Raw genomic sequence first — 21,758 nt, 5'->3', positions numbered from 1 at the left:
ATCACGGCGCTGACTCACAGTATCCGTCGCCTATCGGATTTCGGCAAAGTTTCCGGCGATGGCTAGAAGCTTTATTTTGGTGCAAGTGGCTATGTTGTTGCACCAATATGGTGCTTTTGGCGATTCGTCACTTTGCGGGATGAACGTTTTGCGTGCACATCGTGGCTGTGTGGCATGGGGATGAAGATAGAAATTATCTTTATCGTCATGCGGTTATATCAGTCGCTCACTGTTCTGCTTCATTTTGGCACATTCTCTGCATGGCTATGTAAAAACGGTGTGCGCGTGGGCAAGAGCGCTAACTTCGTGCTACAAAACACACATGCCAAAAAACGGTGTTGGATATTCGCCAACGAATCGAGCCATGGCTCACAGTGGAGGACAACATGTCTGAGAAAACCCTCGCCCTTATCGAAGAACACGACGTCAAGTGGGTGGATCTGCGCTTTACCGATACCAAGGGCAAGGAGCAGCACGTCACGATTCCTGCCAGTGCTGTCGATGCGGAATTCTTTGAAGATGGTCAGATGTTCGACGGCTCCTCCATCGAAGGCTGGAAGGGCATCAACGAGTCCGACATGATTCTGCGTCCGGAAGACGGGACTGCCTTCCTCGATCCGTTCACCGAAGACTCCACGCTGATCCTGCGCTGCGACATCATCGAGCCGGCCACCATGCAGGGCTACGAGCGCGATCCGCGCTCCATCGCCAAGCGTGCCGAAGCCTATCTGAACAGCACCGGCCTGGGCGACACCGCTTTCTTCGGTCCGGAGCCCGAGTTCTTCATCTTCGACGAAGTGCATTGGAAGACCGATATCGAAGGCTCCATGTACAAGATCTCTTCCGAAGAGGGTGCCTGGTCCACCGATCGTCAGGTCGAAGGTGGCAACCTGGCCCACCGTCCGCGCGTCAAGGGTGGTTATTTCCCCGTGCCGCCGGTCGACAGCTTCCATGACATCCGCAGCGCGATGTGTAACACGCTGCAGGCGATCGGTCAGAGCGTCGAAGTGCATCACCACGAAGTGGCCAACGCCGGTCAGAACGAAATCGGCGTCAAGTTCAACACCCTGGTGAAGAAGGCCGACGAAGTTCAGGAGATGAAGTACGTCATCCACAACGTGGCACATGCCTACGGCAAGACGGCAACCTTCATGCCCAAGCCGCTGGTCGGTGACAACGGTTCCGGGATGCACGTTCACCAGTCTTTCTGGAAGGACGGTACCAACCAGTTCGCGGGCGAAGAGTACGCCGGTCTGTCCGAAATGGCGCTGTACTACATTGGCGGTATCATCAAGCACGCGCGTGCTCTGAACGCCTTCACCAACGCTTCGACGAACTCCTACAAGCGTCTGGTGCCGGGCTTCGAAGCGCCGGTCATGCTTGCCTACAGTGCGCGTAACCGCTCTGCGTCCATTCGTATTCCGTACACTTCCAACCCGAAGGGCAAGCGCGTCGAGACCCGCTTCCCCGACCCGACTGCCAACCCCTACCTGGCGTTCGCAGCGATGCTGATGGCCGGTATCGACGGCATCAAGAACAAGATTCACCCTGGCGATGCCATGGACAAGAACTTGTACGATCTGCCGCCGGAAGAAGGCAAGAAGGTCCCGACCGTGGCCACCAGCCTCGATCAGGCGCTGGAAGCACTCGACGCCGATCGCGCCTTCCTGACCGAAGGTAACGTGTTCACCGACGACATGATCGATGCCTACATCGAGCTGAAGAGCGAAGACGTCGAGCGTCTGCGTCTGGCGACGCATCCGGTCGAGTTCGACCTCTACTACAGTGTCTAAGGTTCGCACCTTGGCCTGACGAAAAGCCCCACCTCGGTGGGGCTTTTTCGTTCGTGGAGCGTCCTGCTTTTGCCGGCTCTTGGTCTCTTGCCGAAAGATCTGTACGAGGAGTTCGTCGGCCCGGGCTCTGGCGGCACCGGGGGCAAGGCGAGCCGGACACATTCAGGCCCTGGTCGGTGTCGGCCGATAAAGCGGTGTCATGATCGGTGGCAACAAGGAGAGGATAACGATGCAAGCACGACGGGTTAGGTGGATGGTCGGCGGTGTGGCGGCGCTGCTTGTGGCGTTGCCGGCACTGGCGGCCCCGGTCTATCGGCATGTCGATGCCAACGGCAACGTGGTCTACAGCGACGAGCCCGGGCAGGGCAGCCGGATCGATCTCAAGCCCATTACGGTGGTTGATCCCGCAGAGGTCGAAAGCCGCTCGCGCCCGGCCCAGTCGACGACGACATCGCCTTCGGCGGTCGACTATGACCGCTTTGCGATCACCAGCCCGAGCAATGGCGAGACCCTGCCGACCGGGCAGGGCGGCAATGTTCAGGTGCAATTGGCGATCGAGCCCGAACTGCAGCCGGGCGACCGGGTTCAGCTACGGGTCGATGGTGCGGTGAGCCAATCGCCGATGCATACCAGCGTGTTTGCGCTGAGCCAGCTCGAGCGCGGCGAGCACCAGATCCAGGCCGAACTGCTGGACGCCCAGGGCCAGGTGCGGCTGTCGACGCCAGCGGTGACGCTCTACGTCCAGCGGGCCAGCGTCAACCTGCCCGCCAATCCCAATAACCCGAATTCGAATAATCGATAGGCAGCGATTTGAGAATTGCACCATTTTGGTGAATGAAGACTTGGTTGCTATTGAGCGTTTCCCGGTCCTGAGCGAAATCGGGGAGTGGCGCGGTTTTTGCACTGTATAAGCACATACCGGATCACCACGATGGAACGACGCATGTATCAACGTTTGCTGGAGCACTTGACGACCGCCGTCCTGCTACTCGACGAGCATCTGCACGTGCGCTGGCTCAACCCTGCCGCCGAGGCGCTACTGGCCGCGAGCCGGCCCCGGGTGGTCGGTCATTGGCTGGAGTGCTTGAACGGCGAGGACGGCAGCATCCGACAGGTGCTGCTCAAGGCGATGCAGGAGTTTCATCCTTATACGCAGCGGGAAGCGGCAATGGTGCTGACCGCCGGGGAGGTGATCACGGTGGATTTCACCGCGACGCCGATCACCAGCCGCGAACTGCTTCTCGAGATCGAGCCGCGGGATCGACTGCTGAGAATTTCCCGAGAGGAGGCGCTGATCGCGCGCCAGGAGACGGTCAAAGTGCTGATGCGCGGCCTCGCCCACGAGGTCAAGAATCCGCTGGGTGGCATCCGCGGCGCCGCGCAGTTGCTGGAGCGGGATCTGCCTGATCCGCAGTTGACCGAATTCACCCGAATCATCGTCGAGGAGGCGGATCGCCTGCGGGATCTGGTCGATCGCATGCTGGGCCCCAATACGCTGGTGCACCACGAGCCGCTCAATGTGCACAAGGTGCTGGAACGAGTGCGGGCGCTGCTCGAGGCGGAGCATCATCAACTGAGCTTCGAGCGCGATTACGACCCCAGCATGCCGGATCTGGTCGGCGACGAGCCGCAGTTGATTCAGGCCGTCCTCAACATTGCGCGTAATGCGGTTCAAGCCATGGAAGAGTTCGGAACGCCCGAGCCGCGCCTGCTGCTGCGTACCCGGGTTCGCCGTCAGTTCACCCTGGGCGCCGAGCGCCACCGGCTGGTGTGTGAAGTCGCGATCGTCGACAACGGCCCCGGCATTCCTGAGCACATCCGGGAGACGCTGTTCTTCCCCATGGTCTCCGGTCGTGCCGAGGGTAGCGGCCTGGGGCTGTCGATCGCGCAGTCGATCCTGCATCAGCATCAGGGGCTGATCGAATGCGAATCCCAACCGGGCGCCACGGAGTTTCGACTGCTGATCCCGTTCGAGGCGCAGCAGTGAGACCGACCGCATCCCTGCTTCGTACGCGAGCGCCTCGACCGGGTCGTGCGCGCGGGCCGTTGATCCCTGTCGTCGCGAGTACCGAAGTTGTCGCGAGTACCGAAGTTATCGAGAGTACCGAAGTCGCTGAGAGCGCGATTCACCGTTCTGCTGGAGAACTGCCATGACTGAAGTCGCCCGTATCGCGATCGTCGACGACGATCGTGCGATTCGCTGGGTTCTGGAAAGGGCACTGGCACAGCCGGATCTGGAAGTGCAATCCTTCGAGCGGGCCGATGCCGCGCTCGAGTCGATCGAACGCAACCCGCCGGACGTGCTGCTGACCGACATCCGCATGCCGGGGCTCGACGGGCTCGATCTGATGGCGAAGGTCCGCCAGATGCATCCTGACCTTCCCGTGATCGTGATGACGGCGCACTCCGACCTGGACAGCGCCGTGGCGTCCTATCAGGGTGGCGCGTTCGAGTATCTGCCCAAGCCGTTCGATGTCGACGACGCGCTGGCGCTGGTTCGGCGCGGGGTGGCGCACGCCCGCGAGCGGCGTTCTCCCGCGGCGATGCCGGAGGGCTTATCCGCCGAAATCATCGGTGAAGCACCAGCGATGCAGGAGGTATTCCGGGCGATCGGCCGGCTGTCGCAGTCGCACATCACGGTACTGATCAACGGCGAATCGGGCACCGGCAAGGAGCGCGTCGCCCAGGCGCTGCACCAGCACAGCCCGCGCAGCGGACACCCGTTCATCGCGCTCAACATGGCCGCGATCCCCAAGGATCTGATGGAATCCGAGCTTTTCGGCCACGAAAAGGGGGCGTTCACCGGTGCTGCCGCCCAGCGTCGCGGGCGTTTCGAGCAGGCCGATGGCGGCACGCTGTTTCTGGACGAGATCGGCGACATGCCCGCCGATACCCAGACGCGCCTGCTGCGCGTGCTGGCGGACGGCGAGTTCTACCGGGTCGGGGGGCACGTGCCGGTCAAGGTGGATGTGCGGATCATCGCCGCGACGCACCAGAACCTGGAAAAACTGGTGACGGATGGGCGCTTCCGCGAGGATCTGTTCCACCGGCTCAACGTGATTCGCGTCCATCTGCCCCGACTGTCAGAGCGCCGCGAGGATATTCCGCGCCTGGCCCAGCACTTTCTCGCCGAGGCTGCCAAGGAGCTCTCGGCCGAGTCCAAGGTGCTGACCAAGGAGGCCGAGACGCATTTGACACGCCTACCCTGGCCCGGCAACGTTCGACAGCTGGAAAACACCTGTCGCTGGCTTACCGTGATGGCTTCCGGCCGTGAAGTGCTGGTCGACGACCTGCCGCCGGAGCTGCGCGAACTCGAAGGGAGCGAGACGCCGAGCGGCGATTGGCGCAACGCGTTCCGGGAATGGGCCGATCGGGCATTGGCCTCGGGTCACACGCACCTGCTCGAAGAGGCGGTGCCGGATTTCGAGCGGATCCTGATCGAGACCGCCCTGAAGCATACCGGCGGACGCAAGGGCGAGGCTGCCGAACTGCTGGGCTGGGGGCGCAATACGCTGACGCGCAAGGTCAAGGTGCTGTTGCCGGCACTGGCCGACGAATAGCGCCGGGAGCGCTCCGTCATCATTGCCGTGGCTACCGTTCGTCGGCCTGTCAGCCGGCGGAGCCGCAGGCTCGCGGGTCGAGTCTCCGAACGCGTTCGGGCGACGTCCGGTGGATCGCCGGGCATCGTCCTGGCAGGTTGAAGGCCATGATCAATATTCACCAACGTGGGGAGTTCCATGTTCGACTCGACCCAATGGTGGCGTGGCAGCGTCATCTACCAGATCTATCCCCGAAGTTTCATGGATGCGCGCGGCGACGGCATCGGCGATCTTCCCGGGATCACCGCCAAGCTGGACTACGTGGCCGAACTGGGCGTCGATGCGATCTGGATTTCACCGTTCTTTCCCTCGCCGATGAAGGATTTCGGCTACGACGTGACCGATTATCGCGGCGTCGACCCGATGTTCGGCTCGTTTCACGATTTCCAGATGCTGCTCGAGCGCGCCCACGGGCTGGGGCTGAAAGTGATCATCGACCTGGTGCTGAGCCATACCTCCGATCAGCACCACTGGTTCCTGCAGAGCCGAAGCTCCCGCGATAACCAGCGCGCCGACTGGTACGTCTGGGCCGACCCCAAGCCCGACGGCACGGCGCCGAACAACTGGCTGTCGTTCTTCAGCGGCAGCGCCTGGACCTTCGACAGCCGGCGGCGCCAGTACTACCTGCACAACTTCCTGTCCTGCCAGCCGGATCTCAACTTCCACAACCCGGCGGTGCGCAAGGAACAGCTCGATAACGCCCGTTTCTGGCTCGATCTCGGCGTCGATGGCTTCCGCCTGGATACCTCGAACTTCTACTTCCACAGCCTGGGGCTGCAGGACAACCCGGCGCTGGGCAGCGGCGAGCTGAAGACCCCCAGCGTGCCGGCATCGAACCCCTATTCGATGCAGCGGCATCAGTTCGACATCAGCCAACCGGAGAACATCGGGTTTCTGAACGAACTGCGCGCGCTGATGGACGAGTATCCCGGCACCATGACGGTAGGAGAGATCTCCGACGACAGGCCGCTGGAGCGCATGGTCGAGTACACCATCGGCGATGATCGCCTGCACATGGCCTACACCTTCGACCTGTTCGATGCCGAGTTCAGCGCCCAGCGGCTGCGCGACATCATCGAGCATTTCCAGTATTACGCGGGCGACGCCTGGCCCTGCTGGGCGCTCTCCAACCATGACGTCATGCGCGTCGTGTCCCGCTGGACCGAGCACGAGAACCTGGAACAGCACGGGCCGCTGGTGGCCAAGGTCGCCACGGTCATGCTCTGCTCGCTCTATGGCAGCATCTGTCTCTATCAGGGCGAGGAACTGGGATTGCCGGAGGCGGACGTGCCCTATGAGCGGCTGGTCGACCCGTATGGGCTGGCGCTATGGCCGGAGTACAAGGGGCGCGACGGCTGTCGCACGCCGATGCCATGGGCGAGCGGCGAGCACGGCGGCTTCACGTCGGTGGAGCCGTGGTTGCCGGTGGACGGGCATCATCGTCAGCTGTCGGTCGAGAAGCAGCATGCCGATGCGGAAAGCACCCTGAACGTGACGCGGCAGTTCCTGCGCTGGCGCAAGTCTCAATCGGCGATGGTCGACGGGACGCTGATCCTGAGCGACTTCGACGACGAACTGCTGGGCTGGCTGCGGGTCTCTCACGATCAGGCGATCCTGGTGGTCTTCAACCTTACCGAGGAATCGCGTTCCACCAGTCTGCCGGCCGGGGCCGGCGAGATCATCTATCAGGCCGGATTCACGGCGCAGCTGAGCGAAGGCAGGTTGACGTTACCGGCCTTTCAGGCGGCGTTCGTGCATATCGACCGGGAGAGCATCGATCCCAGAGCGCTGATCGAGCAGGAGCCCGATCCCGAGCGGAAAGGCTTTCTCAGCCGTCTGCTGGGGTCGCTCATTCGCCACGACGAAAGCGAGCCCCGCTAGCCGGCGGCCCTGCCGGGGAGACGTTGCATCTCCCCGGCAGGGCCGATCTTCCGGGCGTTCAGCCCTGGCCCCAGTAGGCGTTGGCGATCTCCAGCGTCAGCCGGATCTTGTCCCACTGCGCCTGCTCGGCAAGGTTGTTGCCTTCTTCGGTGGAGGCGAAGCCGCATTGCGGGCTCAGGCAGAGCTGCTGCTTGTCGACGAACTGCGTGGCCTCGTCGAGACGCGCCCGGACGGCCTGCGGATCCTCGAGTTCGCCCACCTTGGTGGTGATCAGGCCGAGCACCGCCTGCTGGTGCCCTTCCGGAATGAAGCGCAGCGGATCGAAGCTGCCGGCACGGTCGCTGTCGTACTCGAGGAACCAGGCATCCACGCCGACCTTGCCGAACAGTGTCTCCGCCACCGGCTCGTAGCCGCCTTCGCTGATCCAGGTCGAGCGGAAGTTGCCGCGGCAGACATGGAGCGAAACATAGAGGTCGTCCGGCTTGTCGGCCAGGGCGTGATTGATCATCTCGGCGTAGATCGCCTGCAGCTGGTCCGGGTCGTCGCCGCGATCCCGCGCGGCCTGCAGCTCCTTCTCGGAGCAGAGGTAAGCCCAGACGGTGTCGTCCAGCTGCAAATAGCGGCAGCCGGCCTCGTAGAATGCGCGGATGGCATCGCGATAGGCGTCGGCGGTATCGGCGAAGAAGGCATCCAGGCTGGGATAGACGCCGCTATCGATCTTTTTGCGACCGCCACGGAAGTGCAGCACGCTGGGGCTGGGGATCGTCATCTTGGGCATGACGTTGGCGACGCCGGCCAGATAGCGGAAATGATCCAGCATCGGATGTTCGGGGTTGAAGCCGACCTTGCCGTCGACGCGGATCTGCTTGGCACTCGTCTGCACGCCCTGGAACTGGATGCCCTGCTCGCCCTGGTATCCCGTGACGCCATCGAGCTCTTCGAGGAAATCGAAGTGCCACCAGGCACGGCGGAATTCGCCGTCGGTCACCACCTGAAGACCGGCGGCTTCCTGCTGTTCGACCACGCGACGAATTTCCTCATCCTCGATCCTTTCAAGTACCGAGGCATCGATGGCGCCGCGCTGAAATTGGACGCGGGCTTCCTTCAGTGCGGCTGGGCGCAGAAAGCTGCCGACGATATCGGCTCGGAATGGGGGATGCGTTTGCGACATGAGGTTTCCTTTCGAGAGGCGCCGACCCGATGGTGGCACGTGGATCAAATAACGATACTGAGGCCGCTAATGATGCGGGTTGGAGGGGATTTCGGCCAATGAAGCGCGCTCACGATCATCATGCATGGCATTCATCGATCGTCAGGCGGCGCCCCGGTACCAGCGTCGTTTCTCAAACTTTAGTGGTAGGATTGTCGGTCCGCGCCGATGCCTTCATCGCGGTTTCATCGGCTATCGGCGGGCGCCCGAGTTGTGCCAAGGGCGAAAGCAGCGCCTTCATGAAAACCATGTTTCCAGGATGAAAGACAGGTCCTCTGGGAAGCAAAGCCCGCAAGGGTGATAGAGACAGGAGTGTTTCGTGACAACCCCCTCGCAACACGATTTACGTAACGCGTTCCGCAAGCTGCTGGCCAGCGACGCGTGCTACTACACGGCGTCGGTCTTCGATCCGATGTCGGCTCGTATCGCCGCCGATCTCGATTTCGAAGTCGGCATTCTCGGGGGCTCGGTCGCCTCGCTGCAGGTACTGGCGGCACCGGACTTCGCCTTGATCACGCTGAGCGAGTTCGTCGAGCAGGCGACCCGCATCGGCCGCGTGGCCCGCCTGCCGGTGATCGCCGACGCCGATCATGGCTATGGCAACGCGCTCAACGTGATGCGCACGATCACCGAACTCGAGCGTGCCGGCGTGGCGGCGTTGACCATCGAAGACACCCTGCTGCCGGCGCAGTACGGCCACAAGTCGACCGATCTGATTCCGGTCGAAGAGGGGGTCGGCAAGATGCGTGCGGCACTCGAGGCGCGTATCGATCCTGCCATGTCGATCATCGCGCGCACCCATGCCGGCCAGCTCGACGACGATGCCGCCATCGCGCGCATTCGTGCCTACCAGGCCGCCGGTGTCGATGCCATCTGCCTGGTCGGCGTGCGGGATTTCGAGCATCTGGAAACGCTTGCCGCCCCGCTGACGGTGCCCTTGATGCTGGTCACCTACGACAACCCGGCGCTGCGCGATCGTGCACGTTTGGCCAAGCTCGGCGTGCGCATCGTCGTCAACGGCCACGCGGCCTACTTCGCGGCGATCAAGGCGACCTACGACTGCCTGCGCGAGCAGCGCAACATCGCCACCAACGATCTGGATGCCTCGCAGCTGTCGACGCGTTATTCGACGCTCGACGAGTATCGGATCTGGGCGCGCGAGTACATGGACGTGAAAGAATAGCGACGAGCTGCGAGCCAAGAGCCAAGAGCCAAGAGCCAAGAGCAGGGATGATGGGCCGCAAGCCGGGCGTGGGTGCTTTTCTTTCCGCGACCCGGGCGGCATCCTAGTCGGTCGAAGCCCGAAGCCCGAAGCCCGAAGCCCGAAGCCCGAAGCCCGAAGCCCGAAGCCCGAAGCNAAGCCCGAAGCCCGAAGCCCGAAGCCCGAAGCCCGAAGCTGCCTTTACTGTTAACGGAGACCGCGATGACCACCATGCAATGGGAGCGCCTGCTCGATCCCGTCCGTCTGCACGATGCCCGGACCTCGCGTGGTGAAATCGGTCGCAGCCCTTTCCACAAGGACTACGATCGCATCGTCTTCTCCGGCTCCTTCCGCCGGCTCGGGCGCAAGACCCAGGTCCACCCGCTGACCGACAACGATCATATCCACACCCGGTTGACGCATTCGATCGAGGTGGGCTGCGTCGGCCGCAGCCTGGGGATGATCGTCGGCGAGCAGCTGCGCGACAGCCTGCCGGGCTGGGTGACGCCTGCCGATCTCGGCGTGATCGTCCAGGCGGCCTGCCTGGGGCACGACATTGGCAATCCGCCGTTCGGCCACGCCGGCGAGTACGCGATACGAGACTGGTTCAAGTGGGCCGAGCTGCAGGGCAGTGGCCTGCTGGAAGGGCTCGACGACGCGCAGCGCCGCGATCTGCTGACCTACGAGGGTAACGCCCAGGGGTTCCGGGTCGTGACCCAGATCGAGTACAACCAGTTTCGGGGCGGCATGCGGCTCTCCGCCGCGACGCTGGGCACCCTGCTCAAGTATCCGTGGACGGTCGAGCACGGTGGCCAGATGGGCAAGTTCGGTTGCTACCAGTCCGAGAAGCAGCTACTGGTCGAGGTGGCCGAGCGTCTGGGGCTGAAGGCGGTCGGCGAGTCGAAGTGGTGCCGGCATCCGCTGGCCTACCTGGTCGAGGCCGCGGACGATATCTGCTATGCGCTGCTCGATCTGGAGGATGGTCTGGAGATGGGCATCCTGCGCTATGAGGAAGTCGCGCAGGTACTGCTGCAGATCGCCGGCGAGCCGCCGGCCGGCTACGAGCAGATGGCCGTCGATGGTGTATCCCAGCGTCGACGGATCGCGGCGCTTCGCGGCGCGGCGATGGAGCGGGCGGTCAATGAAGTCGGTGATGTCTTCGTCCAGCACGAAAGGGCGCTGCTCAATGGCACGCTGAACGATGATCTGCTCGAGCTGTGCCACCCGGACCTGACCTGGGGCGTCTCCTCGGCCAAGCAATTGGCCCGCGAGCGCATCTTCCAGAACGAGCGCAAGGCCAAGCTCGAGATCGGCGCCTACACCACGCTCGGCATCCTGCTCGAGGCATTCATCGGGGCAGCCCACGAGCTGCATCACACTGGCCAATCGTCCTTCAAGCATCAGCGTGTGCTGGCGCTGATCGGCGAAAATACGCCGAAGCCGAACTGGCCCCTGTATGACAGTTACCGCCGGATGCTCGACTTCATCGGTGGCATGACCGACCACTATGCCGTCGAGCTCGCTCAGGAAATGGGCGGACGCCTCAAGGCGGAGTAAGTCCTCGCTCTCTTTTCATCTCTCTTTCGACTCCTTTTCCCTTCCCTTTTTCTTCCCGCGGCGACGTCGGATCCGTATCCGGCGTCGTCGCTTTCGATGCTCTGACCCTTGCGGGTGCATGAGAGTCTGACGGTGCGGCTGTTGAAAGTTGATCCATAACGCCGTATTTTAATTGAACGATCAATCAATAAAAAATTACGTCATCGGTAGCGTCGTCGATACCGAATGGCGTCGGCGCCAGCGTGCGTCGAAACTGCGTACCAACCTGCCGAGTCTTCGAGAGCTTCATGTGAAGCGCTTTGACATGAAGCGCCTTGAAGCGGAGGGCTGTGAATTCGAGCGGTAGAAATAGCGCTCGCATTTGTGCAGCGATGAATCATAGTTCAAGCATTGGCTCGGCCCGATACCGGGCGTTCGCAGGAGCACCGGCAAGCAGTGATAGCGACTCCCTGGCCAAGTGTCCTGCGTGGCAAGGCAAGAGGCCGGGGAGAATGGGTCGGGTCAAGGCTTTCGTTGAAGACAGCGATGGATTCAACGACCGAATTCGATTTGACTCGATCCGAGGTCGCAAGACCTCGCGGCGGTAAAACGGAAACGAGTGAAGGGCCATTATCGCTCAGCGACCCCCGCAGGCCGGTATGGGCTTCCGGGGCGCCCTGATCTCTCGTCAACGCAAACTATCTGAACATGATGGGAGCCGCATGAGCACAAGCCCCGATAATAATTCCACGACCGAGGACAGACTGAATCCAGTCGTCTTCTATGGGTCGGTCATTGGTATCGTCGTCTTCTCGCTGTGGGCGATGATCGCTACCGAACAAGCAAACGGCATCATCAATGCGCTGCTGGGTTGGATCTCCAACACCTTCGGCTGGTATTACTTTCTGACAGTCGTCATCTATCTGGTGTTCGTGCTGTTCGTCGGGGTGTCCCGCTTCGGCAGGATTCGTCTCGGGCCCGAGCACTCGCGACCCGATTTCAACATCTTCTCCTGGTCGGCAATGCTGTTCTCTGCCGGTATCGGGATCGGGGTCATCTTCTTCGCCCTGGCGGAGCCGCTGACCCAGTTCTACAACGCGCCCAATGCCCCCGATGACCAGGTCGCGGCAGCGCGCCACGCGATGCAGCTGACCTTCCTGCACTGGGGGCTTTCAGGGTGGGGCATCTATACCCTGGTGGGGATGTCGCTGGCTTTCTTCAGCTATCGTCACAACCTGCCGCTGACCATCAGTAGCGCCCTCTATCCCATCTTCGGCAAGAAGATCTACGGCCCCATCGGCCACGTGGTGGATATCGCCGCCGTGCTGGGGACGGTATTCGGCATCGCGGCCAGTCTCGGGATCGGTGTGATCCAGCTCAACTACGGGCTGAATTTCATGTTCGGCATCGCGGAGAGCGCCTGGACGCAGACCATTCTGGTGCTGCTGATCGTACTGTTCGCCACCATTTCGGCGGTGACTGGCGTCGAGAAAGGGATCCGTCGGCTTTCCGAGTTCAATGTCCTGCTGGCCATCGCGCTATTGCTGTTCGTGCTGTTTGCCGGCAAGACGGTCTTTCTGCTCAACGCGCTGGTGATGAACGTCGGTGACTATCTGTCCAACTTCATCTCGATGTCGTTCAACACCTATGCCTTCGATCGCCCGACGGAGTGGCTGAACGGCTGGACCCTGTTCTTCTGGGCCTGGTGGATCGCCTGGGGCCCGTTCGTCGGCCTGTTCCTGGCGCGCATTTCTCGTGGCCGCACGATTCGGACCTTCGTGGCCGGCACCCTGACGCTGCCGATCGCGTTCATGATGATCTGGATGTCGATCCTGGGTAACAGCGCCCTCGACATGGCGATGAACGGGGCGACGGACTTCGGCCAACAGGTCATGGAGACGCCGCCGGCGGGGATCTATCTATTCCTGCAGGAGTATCCGTTCCCGGTCATCACGACCGTTGCCGTGAGTATCCTGGCGATCGTGTTCTTCATCACCTCCGGTGACTCGGGGGCCCTGGTTCTGTCGAACTTCACCTCCAAGCTCAAGGACGTCAACAGCGATGCGCCCATCTGGATGCGTATCCTGTGGTCGGCCGTGATCGGGGTTCTGACCCTGTCGCTGCTGCTCGCCGGTGGCCTGTCGACGCTGCAGAGCGCGGTGGTGATCACCGGGTTGCCCTTCTCGATCGTGCTGTTCTTCATGATCGCGGGGCTCTACAAGGCACTGAAGGTCGAGGCGTTCAAGGAAGACAGCCATCGCCTGAGCCTGTCCGGCTCGCTGTCGGGGCGCATGTCCTCCGGTGGCCGTGATCGCCATTATGATTGGAAGATGCGACTCAAGCGCGCCATGTCCTTCCCCAATCGCCAGCAGGCGCAGCAGTTCCTGGAAGAGACCGGGCGCCCGGCGATGGAAGCGGTGCGTGAAGAGCTGTTGAAGCAGGGCGTTCAGGTCGACATCAGCGATGGCACCCAGAACGACGACGACTATCTGTCGCTCTACGTCGATCTCGGTAACGAGCAGAACTTTGCCTACCAGATCTGGACGCATCCGTTCTCCACGCCATCCTTCGCCATGCGGACGCCGCGGAGCAGCAGCCGCTACTATCGTCTGGAGGTGTATCTGCTGGAAGGGAGTCAGGGCTACGACCTGATGGGGTATACCCGCGAGCAGGTCATCGATGACATTCTCGACCAGTACGAGCGCCATCTGCAGTTCCTGCATCTCAACCGGATGGAGCCGGGCAGCATCAACATGCCCGACAGCCCCGAGCAGCCGCCAGGCTGATCCGCTCTCGTGCGACTCACCCTTGCCCCGGCCACTTGGCCGGGGCTTTTCGTTTCCGCCTCCTGGCGAGCGGGGCCGGTCATCGCGGAAACGACGTGCTACGCTCAATTTTGTCGATAACAAAAAAGCGAGGACACGGATGTGGGAGCCTTTACCTGGTGGGATACCGTCGTTCTGATCGTCTACGTGGTGGGGATTGCCTGGGTGGGCGCCCGCTTCGGCAAGGATCAGGAGAGCACGCAGGACTACTTCCTCGGCGGTCGCAAGATTCCCGGCTGGGCGATCGGGCTGTCGGTGATGGCGACGCAGGCGAGTGCCATCACGTTCATCGGGGCCCCCGGCTGGGGATTCGAAGGCGGGCTGGAGCGTCTGGCGACGTTCATCAACGTACCGCTGGCGATGGCGGTGCTGATCGTGATTCTGGTGCCGATCTTTCACCGTGCCGGGATCTACAGCATTTACGAGCTGCTCGAACGCCGCTTCGGGGCGTTGACTCGGTCGCTGGCCGCGCTGCTGTTCCTGATCGCCCGCGGTCTCGCCACCGGCGTCGTGCTGTACGCGCCGGCGCTGGTGCTGTCGGTCGTCACCGGCTGGGATGTCAATCTGACCATCGTGCTGATGGCGGTGATCGCCGTGAGCTACACCGTGCTCGGCGGGATCAGCGCGGTGATCTGGACCGACGTGATCCAGATGTTCGTGCTGTGGCTGGGGGCGATCCTGAGCATGGTGCTGATGGTTTCGAGCCTGCCCGGCGGCTGGAGCGACGTGTTCGCCTACGGCGCCGCCAACGGCATGTTCGACACCATCGATCTGTCGCTCGACCCCACCGTGACCTACTCGCTGTGGGCCGGGTTGATCGGCGGCGTGGTGATGCATATCGCTTATTTCGGTACCGACCAGAGTCAGATCCAGCGAGTGCTGACCAGCCCGTCGATCGCCGAAGGGCAGCGTTCGCTGCTGATCGGCGGCTATCTGCTGGTGCCGCAGATGCTGCTGTTTCTGTTCATCGGCGTGATGCTGGCGGCCTACTACCAGCAGCATGGCCTGACCGCACCGGACAACCTGAACGAGCTGTTCCCGCGCTACGTGGTCAACGCTTTCCCCGTCGGGATTACCGGGCTGGTGATTGCCGGTGTCTTCGCCGCGGCAATGTCTAGCCTGGACTCTGCGCTCAATTCGCTCTCCGCGGTGACGGTTCGCGATTTCTATGCCCGCTACGTCAAGCCCGATGCCGACGAGAAGCACTATCTGAAGGCGTCGCGCTGGGCCACCATCTTCTGGGGGCTCTATGCCACGATGTTTGCGTTCTTCGCCGGCAACCTCGGGCCGGTCATCGAGGCCGTCAACCGCATCGGTTCCTGGTTCTACGGGGCGCTGCTGGGCACTTTCCTGCTGGCCGTGCTCAGCCATCGCAGCAATGGGCGCGGGGCGGTCGCCGGTATCGTCCTCGGCATGGCGGCGGTGTGGGCCGTCTCGCAGACGGACATCTCCTGGCTCTACCAGAACTTCGTCGGGCTGATCGTGTCGGTGGTCGTCGGCTACCTGGTGAGCCTGACGGCACCGGCACCGTCGGCGGCTCAGCTGTCGGATGTGGTGATCGACGAAACCGCGCCGGACATGCAGGCGATGCTCAAGGGCCGCCATGACGGTGCCGCCGAGATCGGCCGTGATGCCCGCCTGACGCGGCGTCGCTGCATCGGCTTGGTGGTGTGGTTCTTCGTCTCGCTGATCGTGCTGGGGCTATTGCAGGGCTGGGCCAATGGATGAGCTGAAGGCCGTGCCGCCGGAGCCACTGGCGCGGCTGCCGCGGCGCGTGAACGCTACCGACGCCGAACCCAGGCTGCGCCGGTTTGGCGCCGAGCGGTTCGAACCGGCGTGGCTGTCGCTGTGGGCCGTGGCGATCGGCCGCGAGGCGGCAACGCCGCTGGCCTGGCTCCTGGCCGCCGAGAACCTGCCTCGGGCGTTGTTGGTGGCGGGGGAGCTGGATCTGAAACCGGCAGAGGGTGATGGCGCCGTTGCGCTCGGCGGCGGCCAGCGACCGACGATTTCGCAGTTCGAGCGCTGGTGGCTCTGGGAGCGGCTGGCCCGGCCACGCCGCTGGTCGCTGCGCGTGCAACCGTCGACGATGCGCGCCGTCGAGCTGCCGCTGTGGCTGGGTTATTCCCAAGGGCGGCCGGGCTATTCTCAAGGGCGAGAGGACTATCGGCAGCGCCGCCAGACGCGGCTCATCGTCCTCAGCGGGCTCTCCGGCGAAGCGCTGGGGGCGCTCAAGCCCGCGGTGCTGGCGGGGCTCCGCGATCGGCTGAACGCGAAGCCGCACGTTACGAGCCGGCAGGTTCGCGGCGACGATCCCGTACCGGGTTAGATGGCGTTGCCGCTGCGCTCCATGGCGATCAGCTGTTCCCGGCTGGGCAGGCCTTCCATGTCGCCGATGACCTGCACCTGGCGGGCGCCGATCAGGTTGCCGCGATGCAGCGCGGCTCGCCAGTCAAGCCCATCCAGATAGGCGCTGACGATGCCCACCGCGAAGCCGTCGCCGGCGCCGACGGTGTCGATGACCTGCTTGACCGGCGAGCCCTCCACGGTGCCTTCGCTATCGGCGGTGCGGAAGTAGCTGCCTTCCGGCCCCAGCTTGATGACCACGACCTTGGCGCCCCGGTCGAGATAGTCTCCGGCGATGTCGTAGGCCGTTTCGCGGCCGGTCAGCAAGCGCCCCTCGCTCAGCCCCGGCATGACGATGTCGGCTTCGGCGGCCAGCGCGTTGAGCGTCTCGATCATGACCTTTTCGCTGGGCCACAGGCTGGGCCGCAGGTTGGGATCGAACGAGATCGACAGGCCGGCACCGCGAGCCCGACGCAACAGATGGAACGACAGCTCTCGTGCCGACTCGGAGATGGCCGGCGGGATTCCGGTGGCGTGAAGGTGACGTGCGGATTCCAGCGCCACGCCTTCGCTGTCGGCGACATTCAGGTAGCTGGCCGCGCTGCCCCGGCGAACGTACTCGACGTGAGGATCGGCACCGTCGACGGCGCGCTCCTTGAAGACCAGGCCGGTGGCGTGGATGTCATCGCGCTGCACGTGGCGGCAGTCCAGCCCTTCGGCCTCTAGCGCCCGCTGCAGGAAGGTGCCGTTGTGATCCGCGCCGACGCGACTGAGCCAGCGCACGTCGAAGCCCAGTCGTGACAGCCCGATCGCCACGTTGGTATCGGCACCGGCCGTGCGGCGGTGGAATCGCGTGACCTGGTCCAGCGGGCCGTCGTCGTCGGCGACGAACAGGGCCATGGCTTCACCGAAGGTCAGCACATCGTAGCGGGAATCGTGACGAGAATCGGGGCGGGAATCGGAACGGGGCATGGCGTCTCCTGGCTTATGGGGAAGTTTTTGAGAAGGTCTTTTTAGAATCTTTTTGAAGCGCTCTCTGGAAAATCCCTTGGGGAAAGTTCGAGGTGGAGGCTTTCAGGCTCCGTCGGTTGACTGGCGCTTGCTCTCGAAGTGTCGATAGCGGGCGTTCAGGGTGTCCACCAGACGCTGGCGCTGGGCGTCGTCGATGACTTCGACCTGGGCGGTGCCGAGCTGGGTGGCGAGATCGGCACCGTCGACCACACGAACGTCGCGGCTGTCGCCGAGGTGCTCGGTTTCGTCATCGATGATCCAGCCCGGCAGCACGAGGATACCACTCACCGGCACGCTCAGTTTGGTGTGGCGCGACAGCCACTGGCGCAGCCAGACCGTCGAGAGTCGCACCTTGCGCAGCACCTGGCGTTCATTCCAGCCGCGGAAGCGCAGGCGCTCGTTCTCCACCGAGACGGTGTTGATGGGATGCCCCTCGAGATCGAGCGGAAAATCGCGGGCCACGGTCTGGATCACGAACACGCCCTGGGGCGTCACCAGCACGTTGTCGATACTGTAGCTGTCGGCGGGGAAATCGTGGAAGACGAAGTAGGGCTTGGCCAGCGGCCGGATCAGATGATCCAGCGCCTGGCCCACCGCCAGCTCGCAGGCCAGACTGCGGGTCAGGCGGCGCACGCGCTGCACGTCGCGCAGAATCAGGAAGCAGAACAGTATGGCCAGCAAGGTGCTGGCGACGCCGTACAGCGACCACTCCAGCCAGCTCTGCCTTTCGGCGAACAGCATGCGGCCCATCCCGTAGACCAACGGCATCAAGGTGAGCGTCGGCGCCAGCGTGGCATCGAGGAAGAACACCATTCGCGCTTTCTCGAGACGATCGCGATGGGCCTGGGCGATCTCGCGGATAGGCTTGCCGTCATGCGGCGAGCGAAGGCCGACGGTCTGTACGTCGCGCAGGGTGATCGCCACCAGGGCGGCGGCGCCCAAAGGAGCGAGAAAGATCAGCGGCAGCACGTACTCCAACCAGGCCATGAGCGGTTGTCCTTGCGGCGTGGGCGGGAAGAAGTCCCATTCTAGCCGAGGTCGAGCATCGTCTGCGATGTCGATGGGTCGGCTCGTCGCTGATGGTCTATTCGGGGTTTCGCTTCGCCCGCCAGGCCGCCAGGCGTGGCAGGCCGATCGCCTGCGTCAATCTCGGCAAGACGCGCGCGGACGAGCTGTTCGATCTCAAGGTCACCGCCACGATCGGCCCGACCCTGACGGCACTGGTCGACGCGCTGGAACTGCCGCAACGCCAGGCACGCTGAGACGACAGAACCCGGCCGAAGCCGGGTTCCAGATTGGCGATGAATCACTTCACGGTCACTTGCGCGTCGGCGGTGCCATGAATTCGGGGCCGACCGGATCCTTGATGTGCCGGGTCAGAATCGCATCGATATCGACCATGTCTTCGTCGCTCAGCTTCCAGCCGGTGATGTCGCCCAGCGGTTCGACCTGCTCCGGCTTGCGGGCGCCCCACAGCGCGACGATGTTGGGAGAGCGATCGAGAATCCAGCGCACGGCCAGCGCCAGCACGCTCTTGTCATGGCGCGTGCGGGCCAGCTCGGCCAGCGCATCGACGGCGGCCAGATACTGGGCGAACCGCGGTGACAGGAACTTGGGATCGCTGTTGCGCAGATCGTCACCGTTGAAGGTATAGCCTTCGTGCATCTTGCCGGTAAGCAGGCCGCGGCACAGCGCGCCGTAGGTCAACAACGTCAGGTCGTTGTTCTCGGCGTAGGGCAGGATCTCGCTGTCGATGTCGCGCTCGAACAGGTTGTAGGGCGGCTGAAGGGTATGCAGCGGCGCCGTCTGGCGGAAGGTGTCGCACTGCTCGGGGGAGAAGTTGCTGACGCCGATCGCCCGGATCTTGCCGGCACGATGGAAGCGCGCCATCGTTTCGGCGGTCTCCTGGATGTCGACCAGCGGGTCCGGCCAGTGGATCTGGTAAAGATCGATGTGGTCGGTGTTCAGCCGGCGCAGCGAATCGTCGAGCTCCTTCTCCAGCCGCTTCGCCGTGGCGTTGCGGGCCACGCTTGCGTCGTCGTACCACTCGAGGCCCGCCTTGGTCGCCAGCACCAGCTTGTCACGCTGGCCGGCCTGGGCGACGGCCTTGCCGACGACCTCTTCCGAGTGGCCGAAGCCGTAGGCCGGTGCGGTGTCGATCAGGTTGACGCCCTGGTCGATGGCGGCATGAATGGTGCGGATGGCATTGGGGTCGTCGGTGCCGCCCCACTGGCGGCCACCCATGGCCCAGGTGCCGAGGCCGATGCGCGATGTGACGATATCCGTACCCGGTAATGTCAATGTTTCCATCTTGTCCTCATTTGACGATGAATCGAGTCCCTACAGAGTGGCGGGGCATGTCGTCTTCGGCAAGCCGGACCTTTGGCGCGTCGTGTCTTCAGCGGCTCGTATCGGCGCCGGTGGTCGTTACCGGAATGTCCGGTTCGGTGGGGTCGCCATCGGCGAAGACCGATACTGGCTCGGGATTCAGGTAGAGGATGCGATCGCCGTCGCGAATCTGTGCGCTGAGACGGTAGAGATCGTCGGGGTCGATCGCCTCGGCGGCATACTGCAGGGTGATGGGAATCGGAAGTTGGTCCAGCCGTTCGTAGCGGCTGCTGGCCAGCACGTCGCCCGTGGAGATGTCCTTCAACTGGACTTCCAGCGTGGCGGAGTCGGGCAGCGTGATCGGCTTTTCGGAGACCACGCGGGCGGCCAGCGTGTCGAACTGGGGCCCGCCGGCGCAGCCCGCCAGCACGACGAGCGCAGACAGGATGGTGACGAGACGCAAAGGTCGCGGAACCCTGGGCAAAAGCATCGGAACCCCTCGAGGTGGAACGGTGAAATGGTGGATGGAACTTGGGAAAGTCTGGCATCGAAGCGTGCGGCACGACGACCGTGCGGTTATGACAAGCCAGCGTGTGGGAAATTCCCGCTGATCGGAACAGCGACGAGGGCCGATCAGCCGCCGGCGAGCTTGACCTTGAAACCGCGCGACTCCAGCTCGCGCTTGAGCACTTCGCGATGATCGCCCTGGATTTCGATCACGCCATCCTTGACCGCGCCGCCGGTGCCGCAGCGCTTCTTCAGTGCCTTGGCCAGGGTTTTCAGCTCGTCATGGGTCAGCGGGACGCCCTGGATCGTGGTCACGCCCTTGCCCTTGCGACCGCTGGTTTCGCGGCGGATGCGCACGATGCCGTCCAAGGCGGCGATGCGCTCGGCCTCCTCGCGTTCGTGGCAAAGGCAGTCGGCCCGTGGCCGGCGGCAGTCGGGGCAGGTCTCGCCGTGTTCGGTGGAGTAGACCAGGCCGCGTAGCTGATCCTGTAACGAAGGCATGAGAACTCCGAATCAAGACATGAAAGGCGCATGATAACGCGGCCGTTCGCGCGAAAACGACCGATTCCGAAATGACCGCGGCCCGAGCGGTTGGCTCGGGCCGCGAGTCGAGATTCATGCCAAGGGGGTCAGAGATTGCTGGCGGCGAGGGCGGGGATCAGCCTGTCGATGGCGGCCGGCAGTTCATCCATCTGACGGATGCCGATGGCACCGGCGGGTGTCGCCTCGCGCTCGGGGAAGCGGTTGATGTGGACGACCCGCATGCCGGCTGCCAATGCCGCGCGTACACCGACCTGAGCGTCATCGATGACCACGCAGTCGGCGGGCGCGAAACCCATGTCCCGCCCGGCGTGGAGGAACAGGCCCGGCTCCGGTTTCCAGCTGCCCACGGTATAGGCGCTATAGATGTTGTCGCCGAAGAAACCGCTCAGCCCGGTGCTGTCCAGCGCCCGGCGGATCTTGTGCTCGGGGCCGTTGGAGGCGACGCAGCGCGGCAGCGCACCGAGAGCGTCCAGTGCTTGTGCCACGCCATCGAGGGGCTGAAGCTCGGTGGCCATGCGTTCGTGCATTTCCTGGCGCATGGCGGTCTCGGCCTGCTCGCGGACCCCATCTTCCAGGCGTCCGTAGACACGCTCCAGGTGCGCGACGATGTTGGCAAAGCGAGTGCCACGGAAATCGCGCATGTAGTCGCTGGCCTGAAAAGGGAGCCCGGCCTGGGTCAGGCATTTGGCCATGATTTCGGCCAGCAGCGGTTCGCTGTCGACCAGGGTGCCGTCGCAATCGAATAGCAAACAGAGCGGATCGGGCATGATGGGTCGCCTCGAGGGCGCAGTCGGTGAGTTCGAATTGGCAAGCGAGTGGGGCCCGCCTGTCGCTGAAAATCGCTCTAGGGAAACACTGATTAACTACTGCGCTCGATAGCTTGATCGCTGGCGGTGCTCAGAATCCTCATTTAACACCGCGTAAACTCCGGTTCTTGCGCACCGGCAGCGACCAATCTCCCATCGCTCGCGACGTAAATCA

General features: G+C 63.3%; 19 protein-coding genes. 12 read left to right on the top strand and 7 right to left on the bottom strand.

Annotation, left to right across the window (positions count from 1 at the left end; genetic code table 11):
* Positions 1-386: 386 nt before the first annotated feature.
* The 5 genes from glnA to CCD76_RS14115 all read left to right on the top strand — a co-directional run bounded on the left by glnA (position 387) and on the right by CCD76_RS14115 (position 7,273).
* Positions 387-1,793: a glutamate--ammonia ligase gene (gene glnA, locus CCD76_RS14135; protein ID WP_087720099.1), complete on the top strand. Its 1,407-nt coding sequence runs from the start codon at positions 387-389 to the stop codon at positions 1,791-1,793.
* A gap of 229 nt (positions 1,794-2,022) precedes the next feature.
* Entirely contained in the window at positions 2,023-2,595 is a 573-nt protein-coding gene (locus tag CCD76_RS14130) for a DUF4124 domain-containing protein (RefSeq protein WP_179208931.1), read from the top strand.
* Positions 2,596-2,736: 141 nt separating this feature from the next.
* Positions 2,737-3,780, top strand: coding sequence for a nitrogen regulation protein NR(II) (glnL, locus tag CCD76_RS14125; RefSeq protein ID WP_087720097.1), 1,044 nt, complete (start codon positions 2,737-2,739; stop codon positions 3,778-3,780).
* 163 nt (positions 3,781-3,943) lie between these two features.
* The gene (gene glnG, locus CCD76_RS14120; protein ID WP_087720096.1) at positions 3,944-5,353 is read left to right on the top strand and encodes a nitrogen regulation protein NR(I); all 1,410 of its coding nucleotides are present in this window, start codon (positions 3,944-3,946) and stop codon (positions 5,351-5,353) included.
* A gap of 177 nt (positions 5,354-5,530) precedes the next feature.
* Entirely contained in the window at positions 5,531-7,273 is a 1,743-nt protein-coding gene (locus tag CCD76_RS14115) for an alpha-glucosidase (RefSeq protein ID WP_087720095.1), read from the top strand.
* A 58-nt stretch (positions 7,274-7,331) separates the two neighbouring features.
* Here the strand turns inward: CCD76_RS14115 and CCD76_RS14110 are convergent, their stop codons facing one another.
* The gene (locus tag CCD76_RS14110) at positions 7,332-8,444 is read right to left on the bottom strand and encodes a cobalamin-independent methionine synthase II family protein (protein ID WP_087720094.1); all 1,113 of its coding nucleotides are present in this window, start codon (positions 8,442-8,444) and stop codon (positions 7,332-7,334) included.
* 98 nt (positions 8,445-8,542) lie between these two features.
* Between CCD76_RS14110 and CCD76_RS19815 the strand changes: the two genes are divergently transcribed.
* The 6 genes from CCD76_RS19815 (at position 8,543) to CCD76_RS14085 (ending at position 16,371) form a co-directional block, all read left to right on the top strand.
* On the top strand, positions 8,543-8,746 hold the full coding sequence (locus tag CCD76_RS19815) for a hypothetical protein (RefSeq protein WP_143543299.1): 204 nt from the start codon (positions 8,543-8,545) through the stop codon (positions 8,744-8,746).
* A gap of 56 nt (positions 8,747-8,802) precedes the next feature.
* Complete coding sequence (locus CCD76_RS14105; RefSeq protein WP_087720093.1) at positions 8,803-9,666, top strand: isocitrate lyase/PEP mutase family protein; 864 nt, start codon at positions 8,803-8,805, stop codon at positions 9,664-9,666.
* A 240-nt stretch (positions 9,667-9,906) separates the two neighbouring features.
* Positions 9,907-11,241 carry a deoxyguanosinetriphosphate triphosphohydrolase gene (locus tag CCD76_RS14100; protein WP_087720092.1) on the top strand — a complete coding sequence of 445 codons (1,335 nt, stop codon included), beginning with the start codon at positions 9,907-9,909 and terminating at the stop codon, positions 11,239-11,241.
* 701 nt (positions 11,242-11,942) lie between these two features.
* Positions 11,943-14,006, top strand: a complete 2,064-nt coding sequence (gene betT, locus CCD76_RS14095) for a choline BCCT transporter BetT (protein ID WP_087720091.1) — start codon at positions 11,943-11,945, stop codon at positions 14,004-14,006.
* A 141-nt stretch (positions 14,007-14,147) separates the two neighbouring features.
* Positions 14,148-15,773 (top strand): sodium:solute symporter, encoded by a 1,626-nt coding sequence (locus tag CCD76_RS14090; protein WP_087720090.1) that lies wholly within the window; start codon positions 14,148-14,150, stop codon positions 15,771-15,773.
* On the top strand, positions 15,766-16,371 hold the full coding sequence (locus CCD76_RS14085) for a hypothetical protein (protein WP_087720089.1): 606 nt from the start codon (positions 15,766-15,768) through the stop codon (positions 16,369-16,371). Before CCD76_RS14090 ends, CCD76_RS14085 begins: the two co-directional genes overlap by 8 nt.
* Here CCD76_RS14085 and CCD76_RS14080 read toward each other — a convergent pair.
* Together CCD76_RS14080 and CCD76_RS14075 are read right to left on the bottom strand one after the other, a co-directional pair.
* Complete coding sequence (locus tag CCD76_RS14080) at positions 16,368-17,360, bottom strand: sugar kinase (protein WP_087720088.1); 993 nt, start codon at positions 17,358-17,360, stop codon at positions 16,368-16,370. The genes CCD76_RS14085 and CCD76_RS14080 overlap by 4 nt on opposite strands.
* A gap of 102 nt (positions 17,361-17,462) precedes the next feature.
* Positions 17,463-18,386, bottom strand: coding sequence for a nuclease-related domain-containing protein (locus tag CCD76_RS14075; protein WP_087720087.1), 924 nt, complete (start codon positions 18,384-18,386; stop codon positions 17,463-17,465).
* 92 nt (positions 18,387-18,478) lie between these two features.
* Between CCD76_RS14075 and CCD76_RS14070 the strand changes: the two genes are divergently transcribed.
* The gene (locus CCD76_RS14070) at positions 18,479-18,661 is read left to right on the top strand and encodes a hypothetical protein (RefSeq protein ID WP_306298808.1); all 183 of its coding nucleotides are present in this window, start codon (positions 18,479-18,481) and stop codon (positions 18,659-18,661) included.
* 55 nt (positions 18,662-18,716) lie between these two features.
* Here the strand turns inward: CCD76_RS14070 and CCD76_RS14065 are convergent, their stop codons facing one another.
* From CCD76_RS14065 to CCD76_RS14050, 4 genes are all read right to left on the bottom strand, one after another.
* The gene (locus tag CCD76_RS14065; protein WP_087720086.1) at positions 18,717-19,709 is read right to left on the bottom strand and encodes an aldo/keto reductase; all 993 of its coding nucleotides are present in this window, start codon (positions 19,707-19,709) and stop codon (positions 18,717-18,719) included.
* Between the two features lie 88 nt (positions 19,710-19,797).
* Entirely contained in the window at positions 19,798-20,190 is a 393-nt protein-coding gene (locus CCD76_RS14060; protein ID WP_218777039.1) for a YbaY family lipoprotein, read from the bottom strand.
* 170 nt (positions 20,191-20,360) lie between these two features.
* Positions 20,361-20,735 carry a translation initiation factor Sui1 gene (locus tag CCD76_RS14055; protein ID WP_087720084.1) on the bottom strand — a complete coding sequence of 125 codons (375 nt, stop codon included), beginning with the start codon at positions 20,733-20,735 and terminating at the stop codon, positions 20,361-20,363.
* Between the two features lie 128 nt (positions 20,736-20,863).
* Entirely contained in the window at positions 20,864-21,544 is a 681-nt protein-coding gene (locus CCD76_RS14050) for an HAD family hydrolase (protein WP_087720083.1), read from the bottom strand.
* Positions 21,545-21,758: the final 214 nt, after the last annotated feature.

Source organism: Salinicola salarius, from assembly GCF_002179555.1.
GTDB lineage: Bacteria > Pseudomonadota > Gammaproteobacteria > Pseudomonadales > Halomonadaceae > Salinicola > Salinicola salarius_A.
Note: the sequence above shows the minus strand (reverse complement) of the source record. Positions and strands in the feature narration are given on the sequence as shown.

Excerpts from the sequence above, each read along its gene's own strand:
- glnA (WP_087720099.1), top strand. The coding sequence starts at position 387 with ATGTCTGAGAAAACCCTCGCCCTTATCGAAGAACACGACGTCAAGTGG.
- CCD76_RS14130 (WP_179208931.1), top strand. The coding sequence starts at position 2,023 with ATGCAAGCACGACGGGTTAGGTGGATGGTCGGCGGTGTGGCGGCGCTG.
- glnL (WP_087720097.1), top strand. The coding sequence starts at position 2,737 with ATGTATCAACGTTTGCTGGAGCACTTGACGACCGCCGTCCTGCTACTC.
- glnG (WP_087720096.1), top strand. The coding sequence starts at position 3,944 with ATGACTGAAGTCGCCCGTATCGCGATCGTCGACGACGATCGTGCGATT.
- CCD76_RS14115 (WP_087720095.1), top strand. The coding sequence starts at position 5,531 with ATGTTCGACTCGACCCAATGGTGGCGTGGCAGCGTCATCTACCAGATC.
- CCD76_RS14110 (WP_087720094.1), bottom strand. The coding sequence starts at position 8,444 with ATGTCGCAAACGCATCCCCCATTCCGAGCCGATATCGTCGGCAGCTTT.
- CCD76_RS19815 (WP_143543299.1), top strand. The coding sequence starts at position 8,543 with ATGAAGCGCGCTCACGATCATCATGCATGGCATTCATCGATCGTCAGG.
- CCD76_RS14100 (WP_087720092.1), top strand. The coding sequence starts at position 9,907 with ATGACCACCATGCAATGGGAGCGCCTGCTCGATCCCGTCCGTCTGCAC.
- betT (WP_087720091.1), top strand. The coding sequence starts at position 11,943 with ATGAGCACAAGCCCCGATAATAATTCCACGACCGAGGACAGACTGAAT.
- CCD76_RS14085 (WP_087720089.1), top strand. The coding sequence starts at position 15,766 with ATGGATGAGCTGAAGGCCGTGCCGCCGGAGCCACTGGCGCGGCTGCCG.
- CCD76_RS14080 (WP_087720088.1), bottom strand. The coding sequence starts at position 17,360 with ATGCCCCGTTCCGATTCCCGCCCCGATTCTCGTCACGATTCCCGCTAC.
- CCD76_RS14075 (WP_087720087.1), bottom strand. The coding sequence starts at position 18,386 with ATGGCCTGGTTGGAGTACGTGCTGCCGCTGATCTTTCTCGCTCCTTTG.
- CCD76_RS14070 (WP_306298808.1), top strand. The coding sequence starts at position 18,479 with ATGGTCTATTCGGGGTTTCGCTTCGCCCGCCAGGCCGCCAGGCGTGGC.
- CCD76_RS14065 (WP_087720086.1), bottom strand. The coding sequence starts at position 19,709 with ATGGAAACATTGACATTACCGGGTACGGATATCGTCACATCGCGCATC.
- CCD76_RS14055 (WP_087720084.1), bottom strand. The coding sequence starts at position 20,735 with ATGCCTTCGTTACAGGATCAGCTACGCGGCCTGGTCTACTCCACCGAA.
- CCD76_RS14050 (WP_087720083.1), bottom strand. The coding sequence starts at position 21,544 with ATGCCCGATCCGCTCTGTTTGCTATTCGATTGCGACGGCACCCTGGTC.